This window comes from Saccharopolyspora sp. 7B (assembly GCF_020177435.1).
Classification (GTDB): Bacteria; Actinomycetota; Actinomycetes; order Mycobacteriales; family Pseudonocardiaceae; genus Saccharopolyspora_C; species Saccharopolyspora_C gregorii.
This window is the reverse complement of sequence record NZ_JAIUKC010000025.1, coordinates 3,640-26,699: the sequence shown is the minus strand read 5'-3', so window position 1 is coordinate 26,699 and position 23,060 is coordinate 3,640. Positions and strand designations below refer to the sequence as shown.

The window sequence follows — 23,060 nt, the reverse complement described above, 5'->3', positions numbered from 1 at the left end:
CGCGTTGGCCAGGTTGAACGCCGAGTGGTTCGAGGCGGCCGCCATCGTCGGCGCGTCCCCGGCCTTCTTCATGATCAGCACCTGCAGCGGTGCGGTGACCCCGAACCCGACCGCGCCGAGCAGCACCGTCAGCAGCACCGCGGCCCACGGGGTGTGCACCGCCCAGGCGAACACGACCAGCACCACCGCCAGCGCGGCCAGCGCCCCGTAGATCGTCGGGCGCAGCGCCCGGTCCCCCAGCGGCCCGACCACCAGCGATCCGGCGGTCATGCCGACGCCGAACAGCGCCAGCACCACCGGCACGGCCGCCGCGGGCAGCCCGGCGAGCTCGGTCATCATCGGCGAGATGTAGCTGTAGACGGCGAACACGCCCGCGAAGCCGAACACGGCGGTGACCAGGCCGAGCCACACCTGCCGACGGCCCAGCGCCCGCAGCTCGCGGCCCAGCCCACCGCCCGCGGCGACCGGCACGTGCGGCACGAACGCGGCGACCCCGGCGACGGCGACCGCGCCGAGCACGGCGACCACGAGGAACGCGGCCCGCCACCCGAACACCTGGCCCAGGTAGGTGCCCGCGGGCACCCCGACGATGTTGGCGACGGTGAGCCCGAGCAGCACCCGGGCGACCGCGGTGGCCTGCCGCACGGGTCCCACCAGGTGCGCGGCGACGAGGGTGCTGACGCCGAGCACCGCGCCGTGCGGCAGCCCCGCCAGCAGCCGGGCCGCGAACACCGCCCCGTAGCCGGGGGCGAGCGCGGTCGCGAGGTTGCCGAGCACGAACACCCCGAGGAATGCCAGCAGCGCGTTCCTGCGCCGCAGCCGGGTGCCCAGCGCGGTCAGCAGCGGCGCGCCGATCACCACGCCCAGCGCGTACGCGGACACCAGGTGCCCGGCGGAGGCGATGGAGATGCCGAGACCGCCCGCGACCTGCGGGAGCAGCCCCATGATCACGAATTCGGTGGTGCCGATCGCGAACGCCCCCAGGGCGAGCGCCAGCAACGCCAGAACCATCGGGCCGGACCTTTCACCAGGGGTCGGAGGATCGTCGGCGGCACGACACCGGACTCGCCGCGAGGGCACGCGGCCGATCGTTTGGCACGTGCCAAAACAGGGTCGCAGCCACCGCGGCCCCGTTTCAAGCCGCGCCGCTGTGATCTCACCCGCGACCGGGCACCGGCTACCATGCCGACCACCCGGAGGCGACGGCGCGGAGGGACGGGATGCGGGAACCCGCTGGCAGGCGCACCACCATGGCCGACGTCGCCGCCGCGGCCGGGGTCTCCCGGCAGACCGTGTCCCTGGTGCTCGGCGACAAGCCCGGCCCGAACGCGGGCACCCGCGACCACGTGCTGCGCATCGCCGAAGACCTCGGCTACCACGCCGACCTCGCCGCGCAGCTGCTGCGCCGCGCCCGCAGCAGGCAGCTCGGCGTGCTGTTCACCCTCGGGCACGCGCTGGACCCGCACGTGGTCGAAGCGCTCTACACCGCCGCGGCCCGGCTCGACTACGGCGTGGTGCTCAGCGCGATCCTGCCCAGCCGCACCGTGCGACGCACCGTCGACGAACTGCTCGGGCTGCGCTGCGAGGCGCTGGTCCTCATCGGGCTCGCCGTGGAGGCCCCGGCGCACCTGGCGAAGGTCGCCGAGCGGGTGCCCGTCGTCGAGATCGGCCAGCGCACCGGCGCGGACGGCATCGACAGCGTGCGCACCGACGACGACGCCGGAGCCCGGCTGGCCGTGGACCACCTCGCCGGGCTCGGCCACCGCGACATCGCGCACGTCGACGGCGGCACGCTGCCCGGCGCCGCCGCGCGCCGCGACGGCTACCGGGCGGCGATGCGCGCGCACGGGCTTGCCGCGCACGTGCGGGTGCTGCCCGGCGACTACACCGAGGAGTCCGGCGCGGACGCGGCGCGGCGGCTGCTCGCGGATCCGCGGCCGCCCACCGCCGTGCTGGCGGGCAACGACCTGTGCGCCGCGGGGTTCGTCGGCACCGCGCTGCGCGGCGGGTTCCGCGTGCCGCGGGACCTCTCGGTGGTCGGCTACGACGACAGCCGGGTCGCGGGACTGCCGTACGTGGACCTCACGACCGTGCGGCAGGACACCGCGACGATGGCCGACCTCGCCGTCGAGGCCTGCGCGGAGCGGCTCGACGGGCAGCGCACCACCCCGTCCGACCGGTTGCTCACCCCCGCGCTCGCCGTGCGCGGCAGCACGGCGGCACCGCCGGCGGCTGGACCGCTCGCGCCGTCGGGGTGAGCGCCTAGGCTGCCTCCCGCACGGTCCGCCGGAGTGCGCGCGGGGGTCGCGGAACGCGGATCGGTGCGGGATCGGGCGCGCGGCGGGGTCACCACCCGACCGCACGGCCGGCCACCGATCCACCGCCAGGCACCGGGAGACGACGATGAGCAACGACCAGCGGGCGCGCCACGCCGCCGACGGCCATGACCTGATCCGGGTGCACGGCGCGCGGGTGAACAACCTGCGGGACGTCAGCGTCGAGCTCCCCAAGCGGCGGCTGACGGCGTTCACCGGCGTGTCCGGTTCCGGCAAGAGCTCGCTGGTGTTCGGCACCATCGCCGCCGAGTCGCAGCGGATGATCAACGAGACCTACAGCGCGTTCGTGCAGGGCTTCATGCCGACCCTGGCGCGGCCCGAGGTGGACGTGCTCGACGGGCTGACCACCGCGATCATCGTGGACCAGCAGCGGATGGGGTCCGACCCGCGCTCCACGGTGGGCACCGCCACCGACACCGGGGCGATGCTGCGCATCCTGTTCAGCAGGCTCGGGACGCCGCACCTCGGTTCGCAGCAGGCGTTCTCGTTCAACGTGGCCTCGCTCAGCGGGGCGGGCGCGGTGACGACGGAACGCGGCGGGCGGACCGTGAAGGAACGCCGCGAGTTCAGCGTCACCGGCGGCATGTGCCCGCGTTGCGAGGGCCGCGGCAGCATCTCCGACATCGACCTCACCGAGCTCTACGACGACTCCAAGTCGCTGTCCGAGGGCGCGTTCACCATCCCCGGCTGGAAGTCGGACAACTTCTGGACGGTCCGCGTCTACGCCGAATCCGGATTCCTGGACCCGCACAAGCCGATCCGCGACTTCACCGAGCGGGAGATGCGCGACTTCCTGCACCGCGAGCCGACGAAGGTGAAGGTGGAGGGCGTCAACCTCACCTACGAGGGCCTGCTCCCGAAGATCCGCAAGTCGTTCCTGGCCAAGGACGTCGAGTCGATGCAGCCGCACGTCCGGGCGTTCGTGGAGTGCGCGGTCACGTTCGCGACCTGCCCGGACTGCGACGGCACCCGGCTCACCGCGGCGGCCCGCTCCTCGAAGATCGGCGGGGTGAGCATCGCGGACGCGTGCGCGATGCAGATCAGCGACCTCGCCGGGTGGATCGGCGGCTTGGACGAGCCGTCGGTGGCGCCGCTGCTCACCTCGCTGCGCGGGACGCTGGAGTCCTTCGTGGAGATCGGGCTCGGCTACCTGTCGCTGGACCGGCCCGCGGGCACCCTGTCCGGCGGCGAGGCGCAGCGGGTGAAGATGGTGCGGCACCTCGGTTCCTCGCTGACCGACGTCACCTACGTCTTCGACGAGCCCACCACCGGCCTGCACCCGCACGACGTCCGGCGGATGAACGACCTGCTGCTCCGCTTGCGGGACAAGGGGAACACGGTGCTGGTGGTGGAGCACGAGCCGGAGACGATCGCCATCGCCGACCACGTCGTGGACCTCGGGCCGGGCGCCGGGACGGACGGCGGCGAGGTGTGCTTCGAAGGTGACGTGGCGGGGTTGCGGGCGGCGGGCACCACCACCGGCAGGCACCTCGACGACCGGGCCGCGCTGAAGACCTCGGTCCGGGAGCCGTCCGGGACGATCGAGGTGCGCGGCGCCCGCGCGCACAACCTGCGGGACGTGGACGTGGACATCCCGCTCGGCGTGCTGGTCGCCGTCACCGGCGTCGCCGGGTCCGGCAAGAGCTCCCTGGTGCACGGTTCGCTGCCGAAGGACGCCGGGGTGGTCTCCGTGGACCAGTCCCCGATCCGCGGTTCGCGGCGCAGCAACCCCGCCACCTACACCGGGCTGCTCGACCCGATCCGCAAGGCCTTCGCGAAGGCCAACGGCGTGAAACCGGCGCTTTTCAGCGCGAACTCCGAGGGTGCCTGCCCCGGCTGCGGCGGTGCCGGGGTGGTTTACACGGACCTGGCGATGATGGCCGGGGTCGCCACCACGTGCGAGGAGTGCGAGGGCGAGCGGTTCCAGCCGGCGGTGCTGGAGCACCGGCTCGGCGGCCGGGACATCAGCCAGGTGCTGGCGATGTCGGTGGCGCGGGCGGAGGAGTTCTTCGGCGACGGCGAGGCGAAGACCCCCGCCGCGCACCGGGTGCTGCGCCGGCTCGCGGACGTGGGACTCGGCTACCTCACCCTCGGCCAGCCGCTGACCACGCTGTCCGGTGGCGAGCGGCAGCGGCTGAAGCTGGCCACCCGCCTGGCGGAGCAGGGCGGCGTCTACGTCCTCGACGAACCGACCGCCGGCCTGCACCTGGCGGACGTGGCGCAGCTGCTCGGGTTGCTGGACCGGCTGGTGGACTCCGGCAAGTCGGTGATCGTCGTCGAGCACCACCAAGCGGTGATGGCGCACGCCGACTGGATCATCGACCTCGGTCCGGGCGCGGGCCACGACGGCGGCCGCGTCGTCTTCGAAGGCACCCCGGCCGACCTGGTCGCGGCCCGCAGCACCCGCACCGCCCAGCACCTGGCGGACTACGTCGGGGCCTGAGGCGGGAACCGCTCAGCCGGCCGGACGTTCACCTCGTTCGTCCGGATGAGGCGCTTGGGTAGCATTCGGGCCGTGGGCGTGCTGCGGTGGAGTGAGTTGCTGGCCGGTTCCGCCGGCCGCTCGTGGCGCACGGTTCGAGTGGAACGCTCAGTGCTGGCGATCGTGCACAACGTGACCGCGGCTACCCGGCTGCTCGACATCCTCCCGTTCTGGGCCGCGGACCACCGAATCCAGACCGCGTTCACCTGCATCGGGTCGAGTGCTTTCACCACGGGGACCACGGAGTTCCTCGCAGCGCACGACATCATCCCCCTCCCCTGGGCCGAAGCGATGTCCCAGGAGTTCGACCTCGCGGTATCCGCCAGCTACGGCGGTCCGCTGCACGAAGTGACCGCTCCGCTCTTAGTCGTACCGCACGGCATGGGATACAATAAAACGCTGGCGAAGCCCGGAAGCCCGGAAGCCCGGAAGCCCGGAAGCCCGGAAGCCCGGAAGCCCGGAAGCCCGGAAGCCCGGAAGCCCGGAAACCCGGAAACCCGGAAACCCGGAAACCCGTTTTCGGATTGTCCGATGAATGGCTGCGCCACGAAGGCGAACTCATCCCCTCCACGACGGTGCTCTCGCACGTCGAGCAGGTCGACAGGCTGCGAGAACACTGTCCGGAAGCCGTCGATGTGGCGCTCGTCGCCGGTGATCCGTGCTTCGACCGGATCCTGGCCAGCGTTCCACTGCGGGAGACCTACCGGCGGAGCTTCGGGGTCCACGACGGGCAGCAGCTGGTCTTCGTCTCCTCGACTTGGGGAGATTCCTCCCTGTTCGGGCAGGATTCGTCGATCGTGGCCCGCTTGGCCGCACGACTCCCGTTGGACGAATACCGCATCGTCGTCGCGTTGCACCCGAACGTCTGGCACGGGCATTCGCCGTGGCAGGTGCGGATGTGGCTCGAGGACTGCGCCCGCGCCGGCGTCGTCGTCCTGCCTCCCGAAGAGGGTTGGCGGGCCGCGCTCATTGCCGCCTACCTCACCATCGGGGACCACGGTTCGGTCACCTTCTATTCGGCGGCTCTCGGCACACCACTGCTGGTGACCGCGGCGCCAGAGGACTCGCTCGACCCGGAATCGCCGATCGCCCGGCTCAATGCCGCGGCACCGCTGCTGGATCCGAACCGTGATCTGCTCGCTCAACTGGAATCCACCGCTCGCTCCCACCGAACCGAGCGGTTCGCCGGTGTCACGGAACTCGCCACCTCGGTGCCGGGTGAGTCCGCCAGGTTGTTGCGCACCGCGGTGTACGACTGGCTGGAGTTGGACGAACCCGAGGTTCCCGCCGAACCCGTAGCGGTACCGCTGCCCGACGTGGACTTGCCCGCACCGCCCGGTCAGCTCGTGAGCGTGGAGGCGGGCGCCGGCGTCGAACTCCAGGTGCGGCGATATCCGGCGACTCCGGGCTCGTGGTCCTCCGGTGCCGGTGTCGTCCTGGTGACCGGTGTCCGATCCCCGTCCCGGCGGATGCTCGAGCTCGCCGACGTCGTGTTGCACGAGGAGCCGTGCACCGCCCCGGAGCAGTGGGCGCGGGCTTCGCTGGACGCGTTGCCCGGTTGCCTGCTCGCGGTGGTCCGGACTCCGGAGGGCCGGTGGCTCGCGGTGGCGCAGGACGGTCTGGCGGTGGTGTTCACCGCCGCTCCCGATCTCGGTGCGGTGTGCGGTGCGGTCCTGCACGGGTGGTTGCGCGACCGGCTCGTTCCGAGCGAGTTCCCGCGGACGGTTCCGGTGCGCTCGGGTGACCGCCGGAGCACCCTCGGGGTCAGCGTCCAGCAGGGCTGAACCGGCCCCGGCTCACGCTTCGGGCCCTGCCAGCCGTGCCTCGACCTGCTCGGCTTGCGACGACCAGCCTTGCGAGCGGTAGAGCGCCTGCGCTTCGCGCTGCTGGGCTCGTGCCTCGTCCCGATCGCCCTCGGCCAGCGCGAGCTCCGCGAGGCCGAGCCGGATCTGGGCCACATCGGTGTGCCGGCGCAACTCGAGCATGGTGTCCAGCGCTCGGTGCAGGGCTACGCCTGCCGCCTCCGCCGCCCCCAACTCGCCGAGGCGCATCCCCAGCCACATGCGGGTTTTCGCGGTGTTGACGGCATCGCCCTTCTCGAACCAGGCCAACGCCTCCTCGAGGTGGAGCACCGCCTCGGATGCGGGAGCCACCGACCCGAGATGCATCCGTGCCACGCCCACCCGCTGCGGATTGCCCGACTTCCGCGCCAGCTCGAGGTTCTCCTCGAACAGCTCGCGGGCTCGCACGACCTGGCCGAGCCCACGGGCGGCCAGCGCCTGCGACTCGATCGTGGTGGCGGTCAGCTCCAGGTCTCCGTGGTCGGTGCACAGCTTCCGCGCTTGCGCGAACAGTTCCGCCGCGGCGGCGTACTCCTGCCTGCCGAGCGGCGCGAAACCGCGCTGGACGAGCGCGAGGGTGCGCACCAACGGCAGTTCCCAGTGTTCCGCGAGCCGTTCAGCGTAGTGGCTCGTCTCTTCGAGGTCGGCGAAGTCCTTGCTGTGCTCGTACAGCGGCCACAGAGCGATCGCGAGCACGCACGTCTCGACCCGGCCCTCCCGGTGATCATCGTCGATGACCGCCCGCAGCGTGCGCCGTTCGGCCTCCAGCCACTGCCGAGCCTGCGCCTTCTCGACGTGGGCACCGCCCGAGGTCAAGCCGGGCCAGAACCGTTCGAGCCAGCCACGCCTCGGATTCATCGCGTGTCCGCAGCGCACCGCGGCGATCCGGTAGTAGCTCGCTAGGCGGTCGCGGATCCGCCGGGCTTCGGCGCTCCGGCCTTCGTGCAGCTCGGCACGCCGCCGGGCGTGCTCGCGCACCAAGCGGTTCGCCCCGTAGCGTTCCTCCCCCGTCGAGGTCACGAGCTTCGCTGCGACGAGTCGGTCCAGGTGCGCTTCGACGTCCTCCGGGTCCGCGTCCAGCCCGGCGGCGAGCGCTTCCAAACTGATGTCCCCGTCGCCCTGGTGCTGGCCGAACGCCAGATAGCAGCTGTGCTCCGCCGGGGAGAGCCGATCCGCGGCCGCGTCGAACACGACGTCCACCGACAGCTCCGGATCCCGGGAGAGTCCCCGCACCAACCGGCCTTCTCGCGAGAGCCGTGCCACGAGCGGAGCCACGGGGCGTTCGCCGCGTCCCAGGAGCAGCACGGCCGCCACCGACAGCGCCAACGCCGATCCCTGGCACAGCCCGATGAGCTCCTCCACCGCCGCCGGTTCCGCGTCCACCAGGGGCGCGCCCGCGATGCGGCGCAGGAGTTCCCGCGCCGACTCCGGTTCCAGCGGGGTGATCTCCACGAAGGTGACCTGCTCGGTCGCTCGCAGTCCGCTGAGGTCCCCGACGGAGGTCACCAGCACCGCGGATCGGCCCACGCCCGGCAGCAGGTGCCGCACCTGCGAGGCACGAACTGCATCGTCGATGACCACGGCCACCCGCTTGCCGGCGCTCCACTCCCGGAACCAGGCCGAGCGCGACGCCAGGCTGTCCGGTATCTCGTGCGGCTCGAACCCCACGCGGATCAGGAACTGGCGCAGCGCCTCGCTCTCCGACCCTGGCGCTCCGGCGCCGTCCGGCCCCGAACCCAACGGGGCGTAGAAGACCCCGTCGGGAAAGGTGTTCGAGTGCGCGAACACCCAGCGGTAGCCGGTGGCGCTCTTCCCGCTCCCCGGCGGACCCACGATCACCGCGATCGCCGGCACCTGGCCCTCGTCCGAGGGCCGGAGCAGTGCGGCGCTGATCTCCGACAGCTGCCGTTCGTTGTTGGTGTAGTGCGAGGTCGGGTTCGGCACCTGGTTTCGCAGCTCGGCCTGCCGCCAAGGCAGGTGCAGGTGCATGTCCCCGGTGAGAGTGCCCACCTGGGCAACGACCTGCGCTGATCCCGTGTTCTCGTTGCGGTGACCGTCCGCCATCGAGGCCGCCCCCTGGTTCCGTCGAAGATCGGCACCAGCATAACGCTTGGTGATCGTGCGGAGTCAGACAATCACCGAGCTCGGGTCAGTGCAACGCCCGGCCATCGTCCGCATCGGCGGGCGGTCCTCCACCAGCACGTCGGAGCGGTGGAGCACCGCGCTGCCGTCCTCGAAGCGGAACTGGTCGAACGGAGCGGACGCCACGTCGGTGCCGACGACTCCGCACCGCCGCAACGCCGTGTCGAGGACCTGGCGCGACATCACGCCCAAGGCCGCCAAGTCCTGGTGCAGGTGCCCGCGAACTCCCAAGTTGACCTGCGCGAGACCGTCGAGTCCGTGCGCGGAATGAGCGTCCAGCAGCAATCCGATCTCCACCCCGTACCCCGGTGCGAACGGGACGGACTCCAGGAATTCTCGGCGCGCCGCGTATTCCCCCGCCAGCGGCTGCACCACTCCGCTCAACTCCGGACGCAGCGCCGACAGCAGCGGGCGGGCGAGCAGCTCGGTGACCCTGCCACCACCGGAGGCCTCCTCGGCGGCGGGCAGCACCGCGCCGGTCTCCAGCGGACGCCGGTAGAAACCCTTGACCAGCACCGGTTCCGCCGAACTCAGCAACGGGCCGAGCAGAGCGGGCACGATGTCCGCCTCGCACCGGGTGAGGTCGGCGTCGACGAACACCACGAGGTCTCCGTCGGTCGCGGCCAGCGACCGCCAGAGCACCTCCCCCTTGCCAGGGCGCGGTGCGCACCGCGGCAACACGTCTTCCCTGCGCAGCACCCGAGCGCCCGCCCGCTCGGCCACGGCCACCGTCCGGTCCACGGAGCCCGAGTCGACCACCACCAGCTCGTCGACCAGCGGCTGCTCACCTGACCGTCCCGGCCCCGTCAGTGGCAAGAGGGTGGACACGACCCGGCCCACGGTCTCCTGCTCATCCAGCGCCGGAAGCACCAGGCTCACCCGTTGCTCGCCCTTCAACTCCGCGAGTTCCGGAACCGTCCACTCAGGGCGCTGGAAGGTACGCCGTCGGAACCAATCGTGCACCGCAGGGTCCACGTCCAGCCTCCTCCCCCGACCAGCTCAGCGATGATCGCCCTTGCCGGATGCAGCACCGAACGCACTGCTCACCGCCGCTGATCTTCTCAGGGAACACGCTGTCCGCCACCGGGCGGGCTCGGGTTCGGAGCCCGCCCGGTCCGGTCAGTCCTGGTGCCAGAACAGGGCTTCCGGGTTCTGCTCGGTCGGGCCGTCGAGGACGGGTTGCGGCAGGCCGCGCAGGTGCCGGTCGAGGAACGCCGCGACGTAGCGGTCGCCGAGTTCGGTGCCGCGGGCGCCGGACAGCGGTTCTCCCGGTCGTTCGATGCCGAGCTGGTCGGCCAGCACCGACAGGTCGATGGCGGTGCTGTGCCCGGAGCCGTTCAACGTGATCCACCGCTTCCAGCCGTGCAACCGCTCCCAGGTGCGGTCCCACGAGTCGTCGACGCCGCCCGGTCCGTGCGCACCGGCGCCGAGCAGCAGGAACGGGCGGTCGAGCGGTTCGACGGGGGCGAAGAACGTGCCGTCCAGGTCGGCGCCCGCGTCGATCCGCGGATCGTCGTGCATCGTCTCGGCGGCACTGGCGCCGCCGATGGAGTGCCCGACCATGCCGATCGAGTCCGGGTCGACGAGCGGGCCGAACCGCGGGTCCTCCAGGAACTCGTCGAGGAAGAACCGCACGTCGAGCGACCTGCCGCGCACCACGCCCGCGAGGTCCGCGGTCTCGCACGCGTCGCACTCGGTGACGTGGCCGTCGGGGAACTCGATGCCCGCCGCCTCGTGGTCGTGCCCGATGGCCGCGACCACGTAGCCGCGGGAGGCGAGGTCCTCGGCCATGCCGCTCATCGTCGCGCGGGGGAACGAGAATCCCGGCGAGAGCACCACCAGCGGATGCCCGTCCGGGGTGCGCTGCGGCGGGGCGTCGACCTTCGCGTGGGTGGCGACGGTGCTGAGGACCTCGGGGTCGTCGACGGGCGGGGTGCCGTGCTCGGCCTGGAGTTCCAGGAACAGCCGCGATTCCGCCGGGCTCAGGTAGCGGGCCGGCTCCCCCACCGCTTCGGCCGCCGGGTACCAGACGGTGATCATCAGTTCCCGCGCGCCGGTCGGCACCCACGGGTCGGGGCGGGATTCGTCCCGCAGGTGCAGCGAGCCGGTGCCGACCGGGTTCGGGCCGGTCGGCGCGGGCAGTTCCAGCCGCGGCGCAGCCGGTGCCGCGGCCGAGGCCGGTACCGGTGCGAGCAGCAGTGCCGCGGCCGTGGCGGCTCCGGCGAGTCGAGTGGTTCTGCGCATCTTCTCCCCAGCGGGTAGCAGGATTCCGCCGCAGCGGATCTCCCCTGCACCTTGTCGCACCGGCCTCCCCGGCACCTCGGGAATTCCCCTGAGAACCGCGCCCCGGGGAACCCGGTGGCCGTTCACCCGGCGGGATGCGGGCGCCACCCCGTCCTGTTCGGGTCGTGCCAGGGGTTTCCGGTGGCGGCGACCCGGGGCGGGGTGGTGAGCCAGCACGTGGCGTCCGGGTCCCAACCGGCCAACACCGAGGCGCGGTCTCCGTCGACGGGGATCGCGATCCCGGCGGTGGTCAGGTAGCCGGTGACGGTGAGGTGCACGGCGTCGTGGTGGCGGGCGACCTCGGACCAGTCCGGCAGCACCCAGCGCCCGTCCCGGCCGGTGGTGCGGTACCAGTCGTGGCGGTGGCTCGCCGACACCTCCAGCGGGTGGTCGCGGCACAACCGGGCCCAGGCCTCGGGGCCGTCGATCTCGTAGACCTCGGCGTCCGGCGGAACCTCGGCCGAGTGCACGGCGGCGTCCTCCCAGCCCATCCCGTCCTCGACGAACCACAGGCCCCCGGGTCCGTGCTCGCCCATGTTCCGCGTCGTCCACGGCAGTTCGCACGGCGGGCCGGACCACCAGATCGCGCTGAACGGGGCGTCGATCGAGCGCGGCCACTCGCGGCGGGCACGTTCCTCCGTGGACACCTCCTCGGTGCGCCAGCGGGCCAGGGCACCTTCCGGATCGACCGGTCCCGGGACGGAGGTGCCCGGGCGGAACGTCACCAGCCGCTGGAACTCGCGGTCGAGCGGACTCGTCCACCAGTCCGCCGCCGCGCAGCCCGCGAGCGCCACGGCCGCCGGTTCCAGGGCCGCGCGGATAGGCGGCGCGGCGGCGAGCACGTCCTTCCCGTCCGGTTCCTGCCAGTAGCGGGCGGCGGCGACCGCTTCTGCCAGCACCCGCACCAGGTCCGCCGCACCGGGCTCGGGCGGCGGGAGCGCGGCGAGCAGGTCGGCGATCTCGGCGTTCGACGGGTGCGGCGGAGCTTCCACGTCGGGCCCGGTGCCGAACAGCACCGACTTGCCCGCGGCCGCATCCACGTGGTGCGCCGCGAAGAACACCGCGCGGCGCGCCGCCGCCCACCGCTCGTCGTCCCCGGAGGACAGCGCCAGTTCCAGGCAGCACCGGCGGCCGCGCGGCCCGGACAGCAGGGATTCCGCGGTGGGGAACACGGTCGACACCGTACCCATCCGCTGGGATCGATCGGGCCGGGATGCGCGCACGGACACCTCCGCTCGCCCGGAAGAGCCCGCGCCGCAACGACGATCGTGCTCGTCCGCGGCGAACGGATCAACGCTCTCCTCCCGGAATCCGGCGCAGGTGGTCAGTTCCAGCCATCGGCGCCGCTCCGGGTCCGGTCGCGGGAATGATCGCGATCTCGTCGGGCGAACCGCCCGCGCCTCCCCCGAAAGGTGCAAGACGTGCGCAGAAGGACATTCCTGGCAACGACCCTGACCTCGGCGCTGGCCGTTCCCGCGCTGGCTCGGACCGGTCTGGCCGTGCCCGCGGCGCGCGCCCCGGAACCGCCGCCGGAAACGTGGCAGGAGCACTGGTTCGAGCATTCCGAAGAGCTGCGGCTCGCCGACCACAACGACACGGTCGCGCTGTACTTCGACCGAGACGTGGACCAGGCCGCGAGCGAGTGGCTGCTGCCGTACCTGACGTCGATGTGGCAGTACGCGCAGCGGACCTACGGCAACTCCGGGAACCGGATGAACGAGGACCGCCTGTACTCGATCCACCACGAGGGCAAGCACTTCGGCGGGCACCCGTCCACCGTGTACGACGAGTCGCACGACCACCGCAACGTCAGCGACGTCGGCGGCACCGACTGGACGACCCCGCAGTACGAGATCGTCACGCACGAGACGGGCCACATCGTCGAGCTCATCGCCGCCGGCAAGCACGGTTCGCCCGCGTTCGGCCTGTGGGGCGACAGCAAGTGGATGGAGTTCTACATCTACGACGTGTACGTCGGGCTCGGCATGGAGGCCGAGGCGCAGGACTTCTTCGACCGGATGTCGGCCGACGACCACGTGGACGACTTCCCGCGCGAGGGCACGCACTGGTTCCGCGACTGGTTCCACCCGCTGTGGCGCGACCACGGCGGCGCGCAGGTGATGGTGCGCTACTTCGCGCTGCTGGGCGAGCACTTCCCGGCGTCGGGCGACTCGTTCTCCCGCGAGCTGAACTGGGGCGAGTTCGTGCACTTCATGAGCGGCGCCGCGGGGAAGAACCTGAAGGAGCAGGCCACCGGCGCCTTCGGCTGGCCGGACGACCGCGAGCAGCAGTTCACCAAGGCCCGCCAGGAATTCCCCGGAGTCACCTATTAGAAGTCCACAAAGGACCGACAGCATGCGAGCGGGGGGGGGGCCTGAATCAGGTGCCCCCCCGCTCAACAGAGCCATCACCGGCCTTCATCTTTCGCCTGTCAGCGGCGAAGCCGATGAGCCGCCGACCACCCAAGACACCGGCACCGCAGCGGGTTCTCAGCTGGTTCCTCGCGAGGACAGCGATTTCTCATGTGGCGGAGCCACCTGTGAAATCGATCCCGCAGCGAGGAACCAGCTGAGGTTCCGCCACCCCCGAGCAACAGGAGTGGAGAGACCTCAACCTCCGAAACCCTGAAGCAACTTGGTGAATTCGTAGGGTTGTTGTTCGATGCTGCTGCACGTCGGCGACACCGCGCCACCCGGGCAGCCGCCGTTGTCCCGCCCGGCCGACCAGAACGACAGCAGGCCGATCTGGTTCTCGTTGGCCCAGTCCACCAGCTGCTGCGCGTGCTCCTGGGTGAACTCGTTGCCGTTGAAGTTGCGGCCGATCATCGGCGTCACGCCGAGCTTGGCCTTGAGCCCGGCTTCGTCGACGTCCGGCCAGACCTGCTTCATCTGCCCGAGGGTCGCTTCGGCGGCGGCGATGACGGCCTCGCCCCACGGCTTCTGCGAACCGAACTCCATCGCCATCGGGTTGACCAGCACGTCGACGCCGTGGTCGGCGGCGCTCTGCAGCACCTGCAGCGAGTACGGGTCGAGGCCGGTCTCGTCGCTCTGGACCCGCAGGGTGTAGCTGACCTGGGTGCCACGTTCGGCCTGCAGCTTCGCCAGCGCCTCGTTCACCACGTCGTGCTGGATGGTGGCTTCGACGTCGATGTCCAGGTGGTTCGAGCCGGTGGTGTCCAGAATGGACTTGTAGGCGTTCAGCAGCTCGTCGGAGGTGCCGCAGACGCTCTCCAAGTACGGGCCCATCGCACCGCCGGTGGCGACGATGACGTCCCCGCCCTGCGCGCGCAGCTCGTCGATCTGGCCGATGATCCGCTGGTCGTCCAGCGCCGCTTCACCGCCCCACATCGGGGTGCAGCCCGCGGCGCTGCCGAGCACGAAGGCCAGCGTGAAGTGCTTCTGCCCGGTGGCCTCGGCGACCTCGGGCAGCGTCGGCGATTCCTGCATCACGTCGATGTAGGGCGCGGTCTTGATCTCGGCGGGCGCGGCGGGCGCGGCGAAGGCGGCGGGCACTGCGGGCGCGTCCGGCGCGGCGGCCGCGGCGCCGACCGCGGTCAGCGGGAGCATGGTTCCGGCGGCGACGGCCACCAGCAGCTTCGGAAGCTTCTTCATCAGGTTTCTCCTGACCATCACTGGTATTCGGCGAGGATCTTGGTGAACTCGTACGGCGCCTGCTCGATGCTGCTGCACTTCCCGTCGGCCCAGCCGCCCTCTTCGGTGCACACGCGGTCCCGGTTCAGCGCCCAGTACGAGAAGCGGCCGATCTGGTGCTCGTTCGCGTAGTCGAGCAGCGCGCGGAAGGTGTCGGGGGTGAACAGCTCGCTCGGCTGGTCGGTGTGGCCGTTCATCAGGATGACGCCGGTGCGCGCGTAGGCGGCCGCGTCGTCGTACTCGGGGTGCAGTTCGCGCAGCTGCCCGTGGAACGCCTCGGCGACGGAGATCGCGCTGTTCGCCATGTCGTCGCCGGGGCCGCCGTAGTCGAAGTCCATGATCTTGAACAGGTCGATCTCGGCGCCGATGTCCTTGGCACGCTGGATCTCCGCCTTGCCCGCCTCGTTGAGGCCGACCGTGGTCATCGGCAGGGTGAGGGTCACGTGCAGCTCGGGGTTGCGCTCCTTCAGCGTCTTGATCGCTTCGAAGCGCTTGGTCTCGCCCGCGACGTCGCCGAGGTCGTCGCCTTCGACGTCGAGGTCGATGTGGGTGAGCTCGTACTTGTCGATCACCTGCTGGTAGGCGTCGGCGAGCGCGGCCGAGTCGGCGCAGGCGGCACCGAGCTCGATGCCGTTGTAACCGCCGAAGGACACCGACAGGTCACCGCCCGCCGCGCGCACCGCGTCGGCCTTCGCCTGGACCGCGGTGTCGGTGGCGACCTCCTGGTCGGCCTTGCCGTCCCAGGTGGGAGTGCAGCTCCCTTCGTCGGGGGCGAGCACGAACGCGAAGATGTAGTCGCGCTGGCCGCTGGATTCGATCGCCTCGGCGATGTCCTGCGGGTCGTTGTCCAGCGGCATGTAGTAGGGCGCGGCGCGCAGGTCGCCCGCGGCCGCCGGGGCGGGTGCGTGGGTGGCCGCGGCCGCGGCGCCGGTGAACGGCAGCACCAGCAGCCCTGCCGCGAGCGCCGCCATGCGGATCGTTCTGGTCGTCAACGGGTACTCCCCTCATACCGGTCCGGCCGGGGTGGCCGGGCGGTGGTGCGGACGAGAGATCCGGAGCGCGCCGCGCTCGGCCCCGGGTCCGGCGCGGGCGCGGTCCCGATCAACTGCCGAACGCGCAGCACCGTATGTGGACTAGACCACACCGTCAACGGGTCCAGACCACTTTGGCGTAGATGCGACGCGACCCCGTCGCCGAGCGGCGACCTCCCGGTCGGTGCGTCAGCATGGAGGCCCGCCGGCCGCGGATTCCCCGCCGCTCGGCGGACTCCCACGGTGAGGGGGACGAGATGAGCGAACTCGGAACCGGACCGCTCGTGGTGGGCGTCGACGGATCGGGCACCGCGCGCGGCGCCGTCCGGTGGGCCGCCGCGGAAGCCGCTCGCCGCCGCCGCGCGCTGCGCATCGTCTACGCCGACGTGTTCGCACTGCCCGCGCTGCCGGGGATCCCCGGCGTGCGGTGGTCACACGCGCCCCGCGCCGAAGTGCGCGCCGAGGTGCGGAAGTGGCTCGCCGACGCCGCCGAGATCGCCCAGCGGCAGAGCCCTGACCTGGAGGTGCGCACCGAATCGGTGCCCGGGTCGCCCGCCTCGGTGCTGATCGAGGAGTCGGTCTCAGCCGGGCTCGTGGTGGTCGGTGACCGGGGGCTCGGCGGGTTCTCCGGGCTGCTCGCCGGTTCCGTCGCGGTCGCGGTGGCCGCGCACGGGCACTGCGCGACCGTGGTGGTCCGCGGGCGCGGCGAACCCGCGGACGGGCCGGTCGTGGTGGGCCTGGACGGGTCCCGGCAGGCGCCGCTGCTGCTGGAGCACGGGTTCGCCGCGGCCGCCGCGCACGACGTGCCGCTGCACGTGGTGCACACCTGGAACCTCGTCGGCGTCGACTCGAAGTGGATGCGGGTGGGGCTCGCCGCCGACGAGATCGAGGAGGGTTCGCACCGGCTCCTCGCCGAACTGATCAGCGGCAGGCGGGAGCACCACCCGGACGTGCGGGTGCAGCGGTTCGTCGCCAAGGGATCGCCCGCCGCGACCCTGCTGGAGCACGCGGCAGGGGCGACGCTCGTCGTGGTCGGCACCCGCGGACGCGGCGGATTCACCGGCATGCTGCTGGGATCCACCAGCCAGGCCCTGATCCACCACGCGCCGTGCCCGGTGCTCATCGCCCGGACGCCGAAGCGGTGAGCTGCGTCCCGGACCACTCGGAATCCACCGCCGGGTGACGCATGATCGGGCGCGGCCGTCGCACCGGCGGCCTCCCCGAGCTCCCGGAGGTCACCGGATGCCCGAACGCGACGACGTGCCGCAGCGGGCGCTGGTGCTGGTTGTGCGGCCCACCCCGTCCGGCGTGGACGAACGGTCGCTGCGGGCCGTCGTGCGCGCCGTCGCCGAGCGGACCGGCGGCCCCGTGCTCGCCGCGCACCTCGACCAGGGCGAACCCTCGGTGCACGACGTCCTGGACCGGCTCGACGCGGACGGCGCGAGCAGCGCCGTGCTCGTCCCGCTGGCGCTGCCCGACGACCGGTACCTGGCGTCCTGGCTGGCCAAGGCCGTCGCGAACTGGCGGGAGACCCGCGCAGGCGCGCTCGACGTGCGGATGGCGCGCGGTCCGGCCGCCGCCACCGGTCTCGCCGAGGCGATCGCGGGGCTCGCCGACGAGACCGCACCGATCACCGCCTCCCCCGCCGGGTTCCGCAGCCCCTCCTGGTCCGTGCTCGACGTCCCGGACCGGCACCTGTTCGTCTGCCGCGGCCCGCGCTGCACCGCGCACGGCGCGGGGCCGGTGCACCGCGCGCTGGCCGACCTCGTGCGCGGGACCACCGCCAAGGTGACGCCCGCGGGCTGCTTCGGCCCGTGCAACCTCGGCCCCCTCGTCATCGACCACCCCGGCGGCACCTGGCACCAGCACGTCGACGCCGACGGTGCCGCGAAGCTCCTCGACCGGGGGACGGGCCGCCGAGCGGGCGGTGCCGGGTGCCGATGATCACCCAGGTGGAGGCGCTCGGGGACTGACGTGGGCAAACATGTGATGATGTGGGGACGATGCCGCGAACCAGTGAACTTCCGACCCCACCGGACTCCGAGGCCGGGGGGGGGGGTGAGCGACCGCGCCGCCGGATGAGCCCCGAGGAACGCCGGGAGCACCTGCTCGCCACCGCCCTGCAGCTCTACGGCGAGCGGGCCATGGACGACGTGTCCGTGGACGACATCGTGGCCGAGGCCGGGGTCTCCCGCGCCCTGTTCTACCGCTACTTCTCGAACCTGCGGGAAGTGCACGTCGCGGCGCTGACCACCGTCGTGGACGAGCTGATCGAGCGCATCACGCTGCCGCAGGACGGCGACCTGATCACGCAGCTGCGCTCCGCGCTGGCCGAGTTCGTCTCCTCCGTGGAGGCGTTCGCCAGCAGCTACACCGCGTTGCTGCGCAGCGGTTCCACCATCGCCACCAGCGAGACGGAGACGCTGGTGGACAAGGTGCGCAACCACGTGGTGGACCTGGTGTGCCAGCGGATCGGCATCGTGGACCCGTCCGCGCTGCTGCTGCTGACGCTGCGCGGCTGGGTGGCGCTGGTGGAGACCACGTGCGTGACGTGGCTGGCCACGCACAACCCGCCGCGCGAGGTGTTCGAGCACTGGCTGACCGACCAGCTCATCACGATGGTCGGCACCACCGCGGGCCACAGCGAGCAGGCCGCCGAGGAGATCGCGCCCCTGCTGCGCGAACTGAGCTGACCGCCGGTCCGCCCGCGCTCGGCGGCGGAGCTACCGGCCGAAGCGGCGGGCCGCGCCCAGGAGTTCCGGCACGGTCGCGAACTTGACCCGCGGGCGCCCGGTCCGCTCGCCGCGCTCCCGCTCCGCCCGGTCGATGTTCAGCATGCCGCGCCGGCCGATGGACCGCGGCGCGCGGGCGCGCACCAGCCGGTCGAACCCGGAGCCCGCCGGTTCGCGCAGGTGTCCGGCGGCGGCGTCGTCGAGCAGCGAGCCGACGGTGTCGCGCGCGCATCCGCGGTTGGTGCCGATCCCGCCGGACGGGCCGCGCTTGGCCCAGCCCACCACGTAGGTGCCGGGCAGCGGGTTCCCCGCGGCGTCGAGCACCCGGCCACCCCGGTTCGGCACGGTCGCGGTGGACTCGTCGAACGGCAGCCCGGCGATGGGGGTGGCGCGGTAGCCGATGGCGCGGACCAGCAGTCCGGTCGCGATCTCGCCGCCGTCGCGGACCCGCACCGAGCGCACCCGGTCGGTGCCGCGGACCTCGGCCGGGGCCGCGCCGAAGCGGAACACGAGGCGCTTGCCGTCGGCGGGAGCCTCGGTCAGGTCGACGTCCTCGACGGGGAGTTCGGCGAGCAACTGCGCCTTGCCGCCCGGTTCCGGTTCGGCGAACGCCTTGCGCACCTCGGGCCCGTCCTCGACGACGGCCCGCACCCCGGGGAGGTGGCGCATGGCGTGGAACTCGGGCGCGGTGAACGCGGCGTGCTCCGGTCCGCGCCGCGCCAGCAGCACCACCTCCCGCACCCGGCTGCCGCGCAACCGCTCCAGCGCGTGGTCGGCGATGTCGGTTCCCGCGAGCTCTTCCGGGTCGCTGAGCAGGATGCGCGCCACGTCCAGCGCCACGTTGCCGTTGCCCACGACGACGGCGCGCTCCGCGGACAGGTCCACGCCCAGGTCGGCGAAGTCCGGGTGCGCGTTGTACCAGGACACGAAGGAGGTCGCGGAGACGCTGCCCGGCAGGTCCTCGCCGTCCACGCCGAGTTCGCGGTCCGTGGCCGCGCCGACCGCGTAGATCACCGCGTGGTGGTGCGCGGCCAGGTCCTCGTGCGCGACGTCCCGGCCCACCTCGACGTTCATGTGCATCCGCAGCCGCGGGTGCTGGTACAGCCAGGAGAAGCCGTCGGCGATCTTCTTCGTCGACTGGTGGTCCGGCGCCACCCCGGAGCGCAGCAGCCCGCCGGGCAGCGGCAGCCGGTCGAGCATGGTGATCTCGGCGCCGGTGTCGCGCAGCAGCGCCTGCGCCGTGTAGCAGGCGGCCGGTCCGGTTCCGACGATCGCGACGCGCAGCGTGCCCGGGTACTCCGGCAGCGAGCGCGGGAAGTTCGGCGCGGTCCACTCGTTGGACACGTCCGCGGTCTCGTAGTACTCGCGGTTCATCCGGGCGTACTCGGTATCGGCGCCGCGCAGCCGGTCCACCGGGAAGATCGCGTCCACCGGGCACGCGTCCGCGCAGGCCCCGCAGTCGATGCACGTCTGCGGGTCGACGTAGAGCATGTCGGTGCGGCCGAAGTCCGGTTCGTCCGGCGTGGGGTGGATGCAGTTGACCGGGCACACCGACACGCAGGAGGCGTCGGTGCAGCAGGTCTGGGTGATCGCGTAGGCCATGGTGGTTCCTCGTCCGCCCGACGCCTGCGCGCGGCAGGTCGTTCCGTTCGCTGCCCGGTGCTCCCCGCCCGGGGGGGGGCGGGCCCGCCCCCCCCCCGGGGCCGCCCGGGGGGGGGGGGGGGGGGGGGGGGGGGGGCGGCGGGGGGGGGCGCCCCCGGCGCGGCGCCGGGGGGCCCCGGGGGGGGGGCCCCCCGGCTCCGGGCTCAGATCATGTTGATGCGGCGGTAGATCGCCATCGCCGGGCGGTTCAGCAGGCCCGCCTCGGACAGGAAGTCCATCAGGTGCACGCAGCTGTTGCGCAGCATGGACTTGCGGTGCTCGTTGCGCCGCACCGCGGCGACCGCGCGGTCGGGGTCCAGGCCGACGGAGGCGTAGACCTCCTTCTGCACCAGGTTGGAGGCGACGATGTCGGCGACCACGGCGATGAGCACGGCGCTGGCGTTGCGACGCACCCGGCCCGCCCCGCGCATGCTCTCCTTGATCTCCTGGCGGGCGAACTTCATGTGCCGCGCCTCCTCCACCACGTGGATCTTGCTGGTGGTGCGCACGATGCCGAGCACGTTCTCGCCGCGCATCCAGTCGCGCTGCATGACGTCGAGGATCTCCTCGGCCACCAGGATCCCGCCGTAGGCGGATTCGGCACTGGCGAGCGTCTTGAACAACCGGCCGAGCTGGGCGATGAGCCGCGGCGGCAGGTAGGCGGGGACGTCCATCTTCGCGCAGGCGCGGGCGAACATGATGGAGTGCCTGCATTCGTCGGCGATCTCGGTGAGGGCGAACTGGAACTCGGCGTTGGCGGGGTTCTTGACGTACTGGTCGCGCAGCACCATCTGCTGCAGGATCATCTCGAACCAGATGCCGATGCTCATCACCGAGCAGACCTCGTGCCGGGTGAGCGTGACCCGCTGCTGCTCGGTGAGCTCGTCCCACAGCGGGGTGCCGTAGAGGGTGCTCCACTCCGGGTTCAGGCCGTACTCGTCCGGGGGCAGCGGCGATTCCCAGTCGACCTCGGTGGCCGGGTCGTAGGACAGGGTGGCCGCCGAGTCCAGCAACCGCTGCGAGACGTCTTCGTCCGCGGCGGTTCGCTGCGCGGATTCCGCTGGTGCGCTGGTCATCGTTGACACCTCCACTGGGCCCTCCCACGGGCCGGGCCGGCTGCGGGCTGGTGGGGCGGCCGGGTCGGTCGCGGCGCCCCTGTGAGACACGATGTCACATTAGACAGAGTGTCAATAAGGTGTCGAGCCGTCCCCCTCGACGGCACCCGACCAGCCGAACGCGCCCGCGCGGCACGCGGCGAACGACGGCCCGCTCACCACCCGGAGGACCCCGGGCGACCGCCCGCCGACTTCCCAGTCAGTCGACTGCCTTACAGTGAGTCGTGCGCCGACCGGTCCGCCGGGCGAGGCCGACGAAGGGAGCGATCCGATGTCCGTCCTGTCCCGCCCCGCGGTGGCGGCCCTCGCCGCGAAGGCCATGCAGCGCGCCGTCGCCCGGGTCCGCCCGCCGCACGACCGGTTCCCCGAGTTCCCGGGCCGCACCGAGGTGCTCACCGTCCCCACCGCGGCGGGACCGGCCCGCGCGGTGCTGTACCGGCCGGACGCGACCGGGGGAACCGTGCCGCTGCACGTCAACTTCCACGGCGGCGGCTTCGTCATGGGGCTGACCGAACTCGACGACCCGCTGTGCAGGCTCATCGCCGGGACCGCGGAGGTCGCGGTGCTCAACGTCGATTACGTCCTCGCGCCGCAGCACCCGTTCCCCGCCCCGCCGCGGCAGGCGTTCGACGTGGTCCGCTGGGCCGCCGAGCACGGCGATCGGCACGGTTGGGACGGCTCCCGGCTGTCGGTCGGCGGGCAGAGCGCAGGCGGCTCGCTCGCCGCCGCCGTCGCGCGCCAGGCCTTCGAGCAGGGCGGACCGCGGATCGCGCTGCAGGCGCTGCACTACCCGTCGCTGGACCTGGTCACCCCGTTCCGGGACAAGGGATCGCCGCTGCCCAAGCCGATGCTGCGCCCGTGGATGGCGGAGGTCTTCAACGCCTCCTACCTCCGGGACCCGCGCTGGGCCGACGACCGGTTGCACTCCCCCGCCGCACCCGGGGACACCACCGACCTCACCGGCATCGCGCCCGCGCTGGTCGTCACCGCCGAGCACGACGTGCTGCGCGGCGAGGGCGAGCGCTACGCGGAACGGCTGCGCGAGGCGGGAGCGCTCGTGCGGCACCACGTGGTCGCCGGGGCCGACCACGGCTACGACGTGCAGGACCCGGACCGGGCCCGCGCCGGCTACGACCTGATCGCCCGCCACGTGCGGCGAGCGCTGCACGCGGACTGACACCGCCCACCGGCTCCCGCCGCGCGGGGCGCGAGGCCCGGCGCGGGAGGCGCGAAGCCGGACGGATCCCGCGCTCGGCACCGCCCCCGGGATCCGGTCGACAGGAGGGAAACCCGATGACCGCCACCCCGCTGTCCCCCGAGTCCACGGTGGCCGAATGGCTCGACCACCCCGCGGGCGGCCCGATCCTGCGCCGGATGCTGGCGGAGAACGGGCAGAGCCCCGCGGCGCTGCGCTCGGTGCGCCGGTTCCGGATGAGCAGGCTCGTCGCGCTCAGCGGCGGGCGGCTCAGCGCCGAGGAGGTGGACCGGCTGGCCGCCGAGGCCAACGCCACCGCCACCCCCGACGCGGCAGGTGCTCCCACTCCGCCGCCACGTCCGGAGTGGCGGGAACGCACCACACCAGGCCGGTTCACCGGCAGCACCGCCATCATCACCGGCGCGGGCTCCGGCATCGGCCGGGCCACCGCCTCCCGCGTCGCCCGCGAAGGCGGCCGGGGCGGGGGGGGGGGCCCCCCCCCCCCGCCCCCACGCCGAGAATTTTTGGCCGCCGAGCCCCGGGGCGGGGAAACAACAAAAAAGAACAAAAGGGCCAAAGCCGCCGCACGCCGCGTTTATCACCCCGTTAACA

The 23,060-nt window shown here is 72.5% G+C and carries 17 protein-coding genes and 1 pseudogene (1 of these 18 running past the window's edge); 9 read left to right on the top strand and 9 right to left on the bottom strand.

Features of this window, described 5'->3' with window-relative positions; genetic code table 11:
- Positions 1–6: 6 nt before the first annotated feature.
- Positions 7–1,011 (bottom strand): annotated as a pseudogene (locus tag LCD33_RS05130) (MFS transporter); the annotation flags it as partial.
- Between the two features lie 209 nt (positions 1,012–1,220).
- Here LCD33_RS05130 and LCD33_RS05125 point away from each other — a divergent pair.
- From LCD33_RS05125 to LCD33_RS05115, 3 genes are all read left to right on the top strand, one after another.
- On the top strand, positions 1,221–2,258 hold the full coding sequence (locus LCD33_RS05125) for a LacI family DNA-binding transcriptional regulator (RefSeq protein ID WP_224957506.1): 1,038 nt from the start codon (positions 1,221–1,223) through the stop codon (positions 2,256–2,258).
- A gap of 145 nt (positions 2,259–2,403) precedes the next feature.
- A complete protein-coding gene (locus tag LCD33_RS05120) occupies positions 2,404–4,779 on the top strand; it encodes an excinuclease ABC subunit UvrA (protein WP_224977566.1) in 2,376 nt (791 codons plus the stop codon).
- 563 nt (positions 4,780–5,342) lie between these two features.
- Entirely contained in the window at positions 5,343–6,602 is a 1,260-nt protein-coding gene (locus LCD33_RS05115; protein ID WP_224977565.1) for a hypothetical protein, read from the top strand.
- A gap of 12 nt (positions 6,603–6,614) precedes the next feature.
- On the opposite strand, the gene LCD33_RS05110 is transcribed toward LCD33_RS05115, so the two are convergent.
- From LCD33_RS05110 to LCD33_RS05095, 4 genes are all read right to left on the bottom strand, one after another.
- Complete coding sequence (locus LCD33_RS05110; protein WP_224977564.1) at positions 6,615–8,669, bottom strand: hypothetical protein; 2,055 nt, start codon at positions 8,667–8,669, stop codon at positions 6,615–6,617.
- 117 nt (positions 8,670–8,786) lie between these two features.
- Positions 8,787–9,764 carry a glucosyl-3-phosphoglycerate synthase gene (locus LCD33_RS05105; protein ID WP_224957508.1) on the bottom strand — a complete coding sequence of 326 codons (978 nt, stop codon included), beginning with the start codon at positions 9,762–9,764 and terminating at the stop codon, positions 8,787–8,789.
- 156 nt (positions 9,765–9,920) lie between these two features.
- Complete coding sequence (locus tag LCD33_RS05100; RefSeq protein ID WP_224957501.1) at positions 9,921–11,045, bottom strand: alpha/beta hydrolase; 1,125 nt, start codon at positions 11,043–11,045, stop codon at positions 9,921–9,923.
- A gap of 122 nt (positions 11,046–11,167) precedes the next feature.
- Positions 11,168–12,265 (bottom strand): hypothetical protein, encoded by a 1,098-nt coding sequence (locus LCD33_RS05095; RefSeq protein ID WP_224957500.1) that lies wholly within the window; start codon positions 12,263–12,265, stop codon positions 11,168–11,170.
- A gap of 240 nt (positions 12,266–12,505) precedes the next feature.
- Between LCD33_RS05095 and LCD33_RS05090 the strand changes: the two genes are divergently transcribed.
- Complete coding sequence (locus LCD33_RS05090; protein WP_224957499.1) at positions 12,506–13,417, top strand: hypothetical protein; 912 nt, start codon at positions 12,506–12,508, stop codon at positions 13,415–13,417.
- A gap of 276 nt (positions 13,418–13,693) precedes the next feature.
- On the opposite strand, the gene LCD33_RS05085 is transcribed toward LCD33_RS05090, so the two are convergent.
- Together LCD33_RS05085 and LCD33_RS05080 are read right to left on the bottom strand one after the other, a co-directional pair.
- Complete coding sequence (locus LCD33_RS05085) at positions 13,694–14,695, bottom strand: chitinase (protein ID WP_224957498.1); 1,002 nt, start codon at positions 14,693–14,695, stop codon at positions 13,694–13,696.
- A gap of 17 nt (positions 14,696–14,712) precedes the next feature.
- Positions 14,713–15,726 carry a chitinase gene (locus tag LCD33_RS05080; protein WP_224957497.1) on the bottom strand — a complete coding sequence of 338 codons (1,014 nt, stop codon included), beginning with the start codon at positions 15,724–15,726 and terminating at the stop codon, positions 14,713–14,715.
- A 296-nt stretch (positions 15,727–16,022) separates the two neighbouring features.
- Here LCD33_RS05080 and LCD33_RS05075 point away from each other — a divergent pair, with 296 nt between their 5' ends.
- The 3 genes from LCD33_RS05075 to LCD33_RS05065 all read left to right on the top strand — a co-directional run bounded on the left by LCD33_RS05075 (position 16,023) and on the right by LCD33_RS05065 (position 18,458).
- The gene (locus LCD33_RS05075; protein WP_224967167.1) at positions 16,023–16,910 is read left to right on the top strand and encodes a universal stress protein; all 888 of its coding nucleotides are present in this window, start codon (positions 16,023–16,025) and stop codon (positions 16,908–16,910) included.
- Between the two features lie 97 nt (positions 16,911–17,007).
- Positions 17,008–17,709, top strand: a complete 702-nt coding sequence (locus tag LCD33_RS05070; protein ID WP_224957495.1) for a (2Fe-2S) ferredoxin domain-containing protein — start codon at positions 17,008–17,010, stop codon at positions 17,707–17,709.
- 134 nt (positions 17,710–17,843) lie between these two features.
- On the top strand, positions 17,844–18,458 hold the full coding sequence (locus tag LCD33_RS05065; RefSeq protein ID WP_224957493.1) for a TetR/AcrR family transcriptional regulator: 615 nt from the start codon (positions 17,844–17,846) through the stop codon (positions 18,456–18,458).
- A gap of 30 nt (positions 18,459–18,488) precedes the next feature.
- Here LCD33_RS05065 and LCD33_RS05060 read toward each other — a convergent pair whose 3' ends face one another.
- Positions 18,489–20,099: an FAD-dependent oxidoreductase gene (locus LCD33_RS05060; RefSeq protein ID WP_224977563.1), complete on the bottom strand. Its 1,611-nt coding sequence runs from the start codon at positions 20,097–20,099 to the stop codon at positions 18,489–18,491.
- Positions 20,100–20,302: 203 nt separating this feature from the next.
- The gene (locus LCD33_RS05055; RefSeq protein WP_224957491.1) at positions 20,303–21,214 is read right to left on the bottom strand and encodes a diiron oxygenase; all 912 of its coding nucleotides are present in this window, start codon (positions 21,212–21,214) and stop codon (positions 20,303–20,305) included.
- Between the two features lie 310 nt (positions 21,215–21,524).
- Here LCD33_RS05055 and LCD33_RS05050 point away from each other — a divergent pair, with 310 nt between their 5' ends.
- Positions 21,525–22,430, top strand: coding sequence for an alpha/beta hydrolase (locus tag LCD33_RS05050; protein ID WP_224977562.1), 906 nt, complete (start codon positions 21,525–21,527; stop codon positions 22,428–22,430).
- A gap of 116 nt (positions 22,431–22,546) precedes the next feature.
- On the top strand, positions 22,547–23,060 hold the start of the coding sequence (locus LCD33_RS05045; protein WP_224977561.1) for an SDR family NAD(P)-dependent oxidoreductase. Its footprint extends 749 nt past the window's final position; the window shows 514 of its 1,263 coding nt (coding positions 1–514); its start codon is at positions 22,547–22,549; the stop codon falls past the right edge of the window.

Coding starts and splice junctions, on each gene's coding strand:
- LCD33_RS05125 (WP_224957506.1), top strand. CDS start 1,221: ATGCGGGAACCCGCTGGCAGGCGCACCACCATGGCCGACGTCGCCGCC.
- LCD33_RS05120 (WP_224977566.1), top strand. CDS start 2,404: ATGAGCAACGACCAGCGGGCGCGCCACGCCGCCGACGGCCATGACCTG.
- LCD33_RS05100 (WP_224957501.1), bottom strand. CDS start 11,045: ATGCGCAGAACCACTCGACTCGCCGGAGCCGCCACGGCCGCGGCACTG.
- LCD33_RS05085 (WP_224957498.1), bottom strand. CDS start 14,695: ATGAAGAAGCTTCCGAAGCTGCTGGTGGCCGTCGCCGCCGGAACCATG.
- LCD33_RS05075 (WP_224967167.1), top strand. CDS start 16,023: ATGAGCGAACTCGGAACCGGACCGCTCGTGGTGGGCGTCGACGGATCG.
- LCD33_RS05070 (WP_224957495.1), top strand. CDS start 17,008: ATGCCCGAACGCGACGACGTGCCGCAGCGGGCGCTGGTGCTGGTTGTG.
- LCD33_RS05065 (WP_224957493.1), top strand. CDS start 17,844: ATGAGCCCCGAGGAACGCCGGGAGCACCTGCTCGCCACCGCCCTGCAG.
- LCD33_RS05060 (WP_224977563.1), bottom strand. CDS start 20,099: ATGGCCTACGCGATCACCCAGACCTGCTGCACCGACGCCTCCTGCGTG.
- LCD33_RS05055 (WP_224957491.1), bottom strand. CDS start 21,214: ATGACCAGCGCACCAGCGGAATCCGCGCAGCGAACCGCCGCGGACGAA.
- LCD33_RS05050 (WP_224977562.1), top strand. CDS start 21,525: ATGTCCGTCCTGTCCCGCCCCGCGGTGGCGGCCCTCGCCGCGAAGGCC.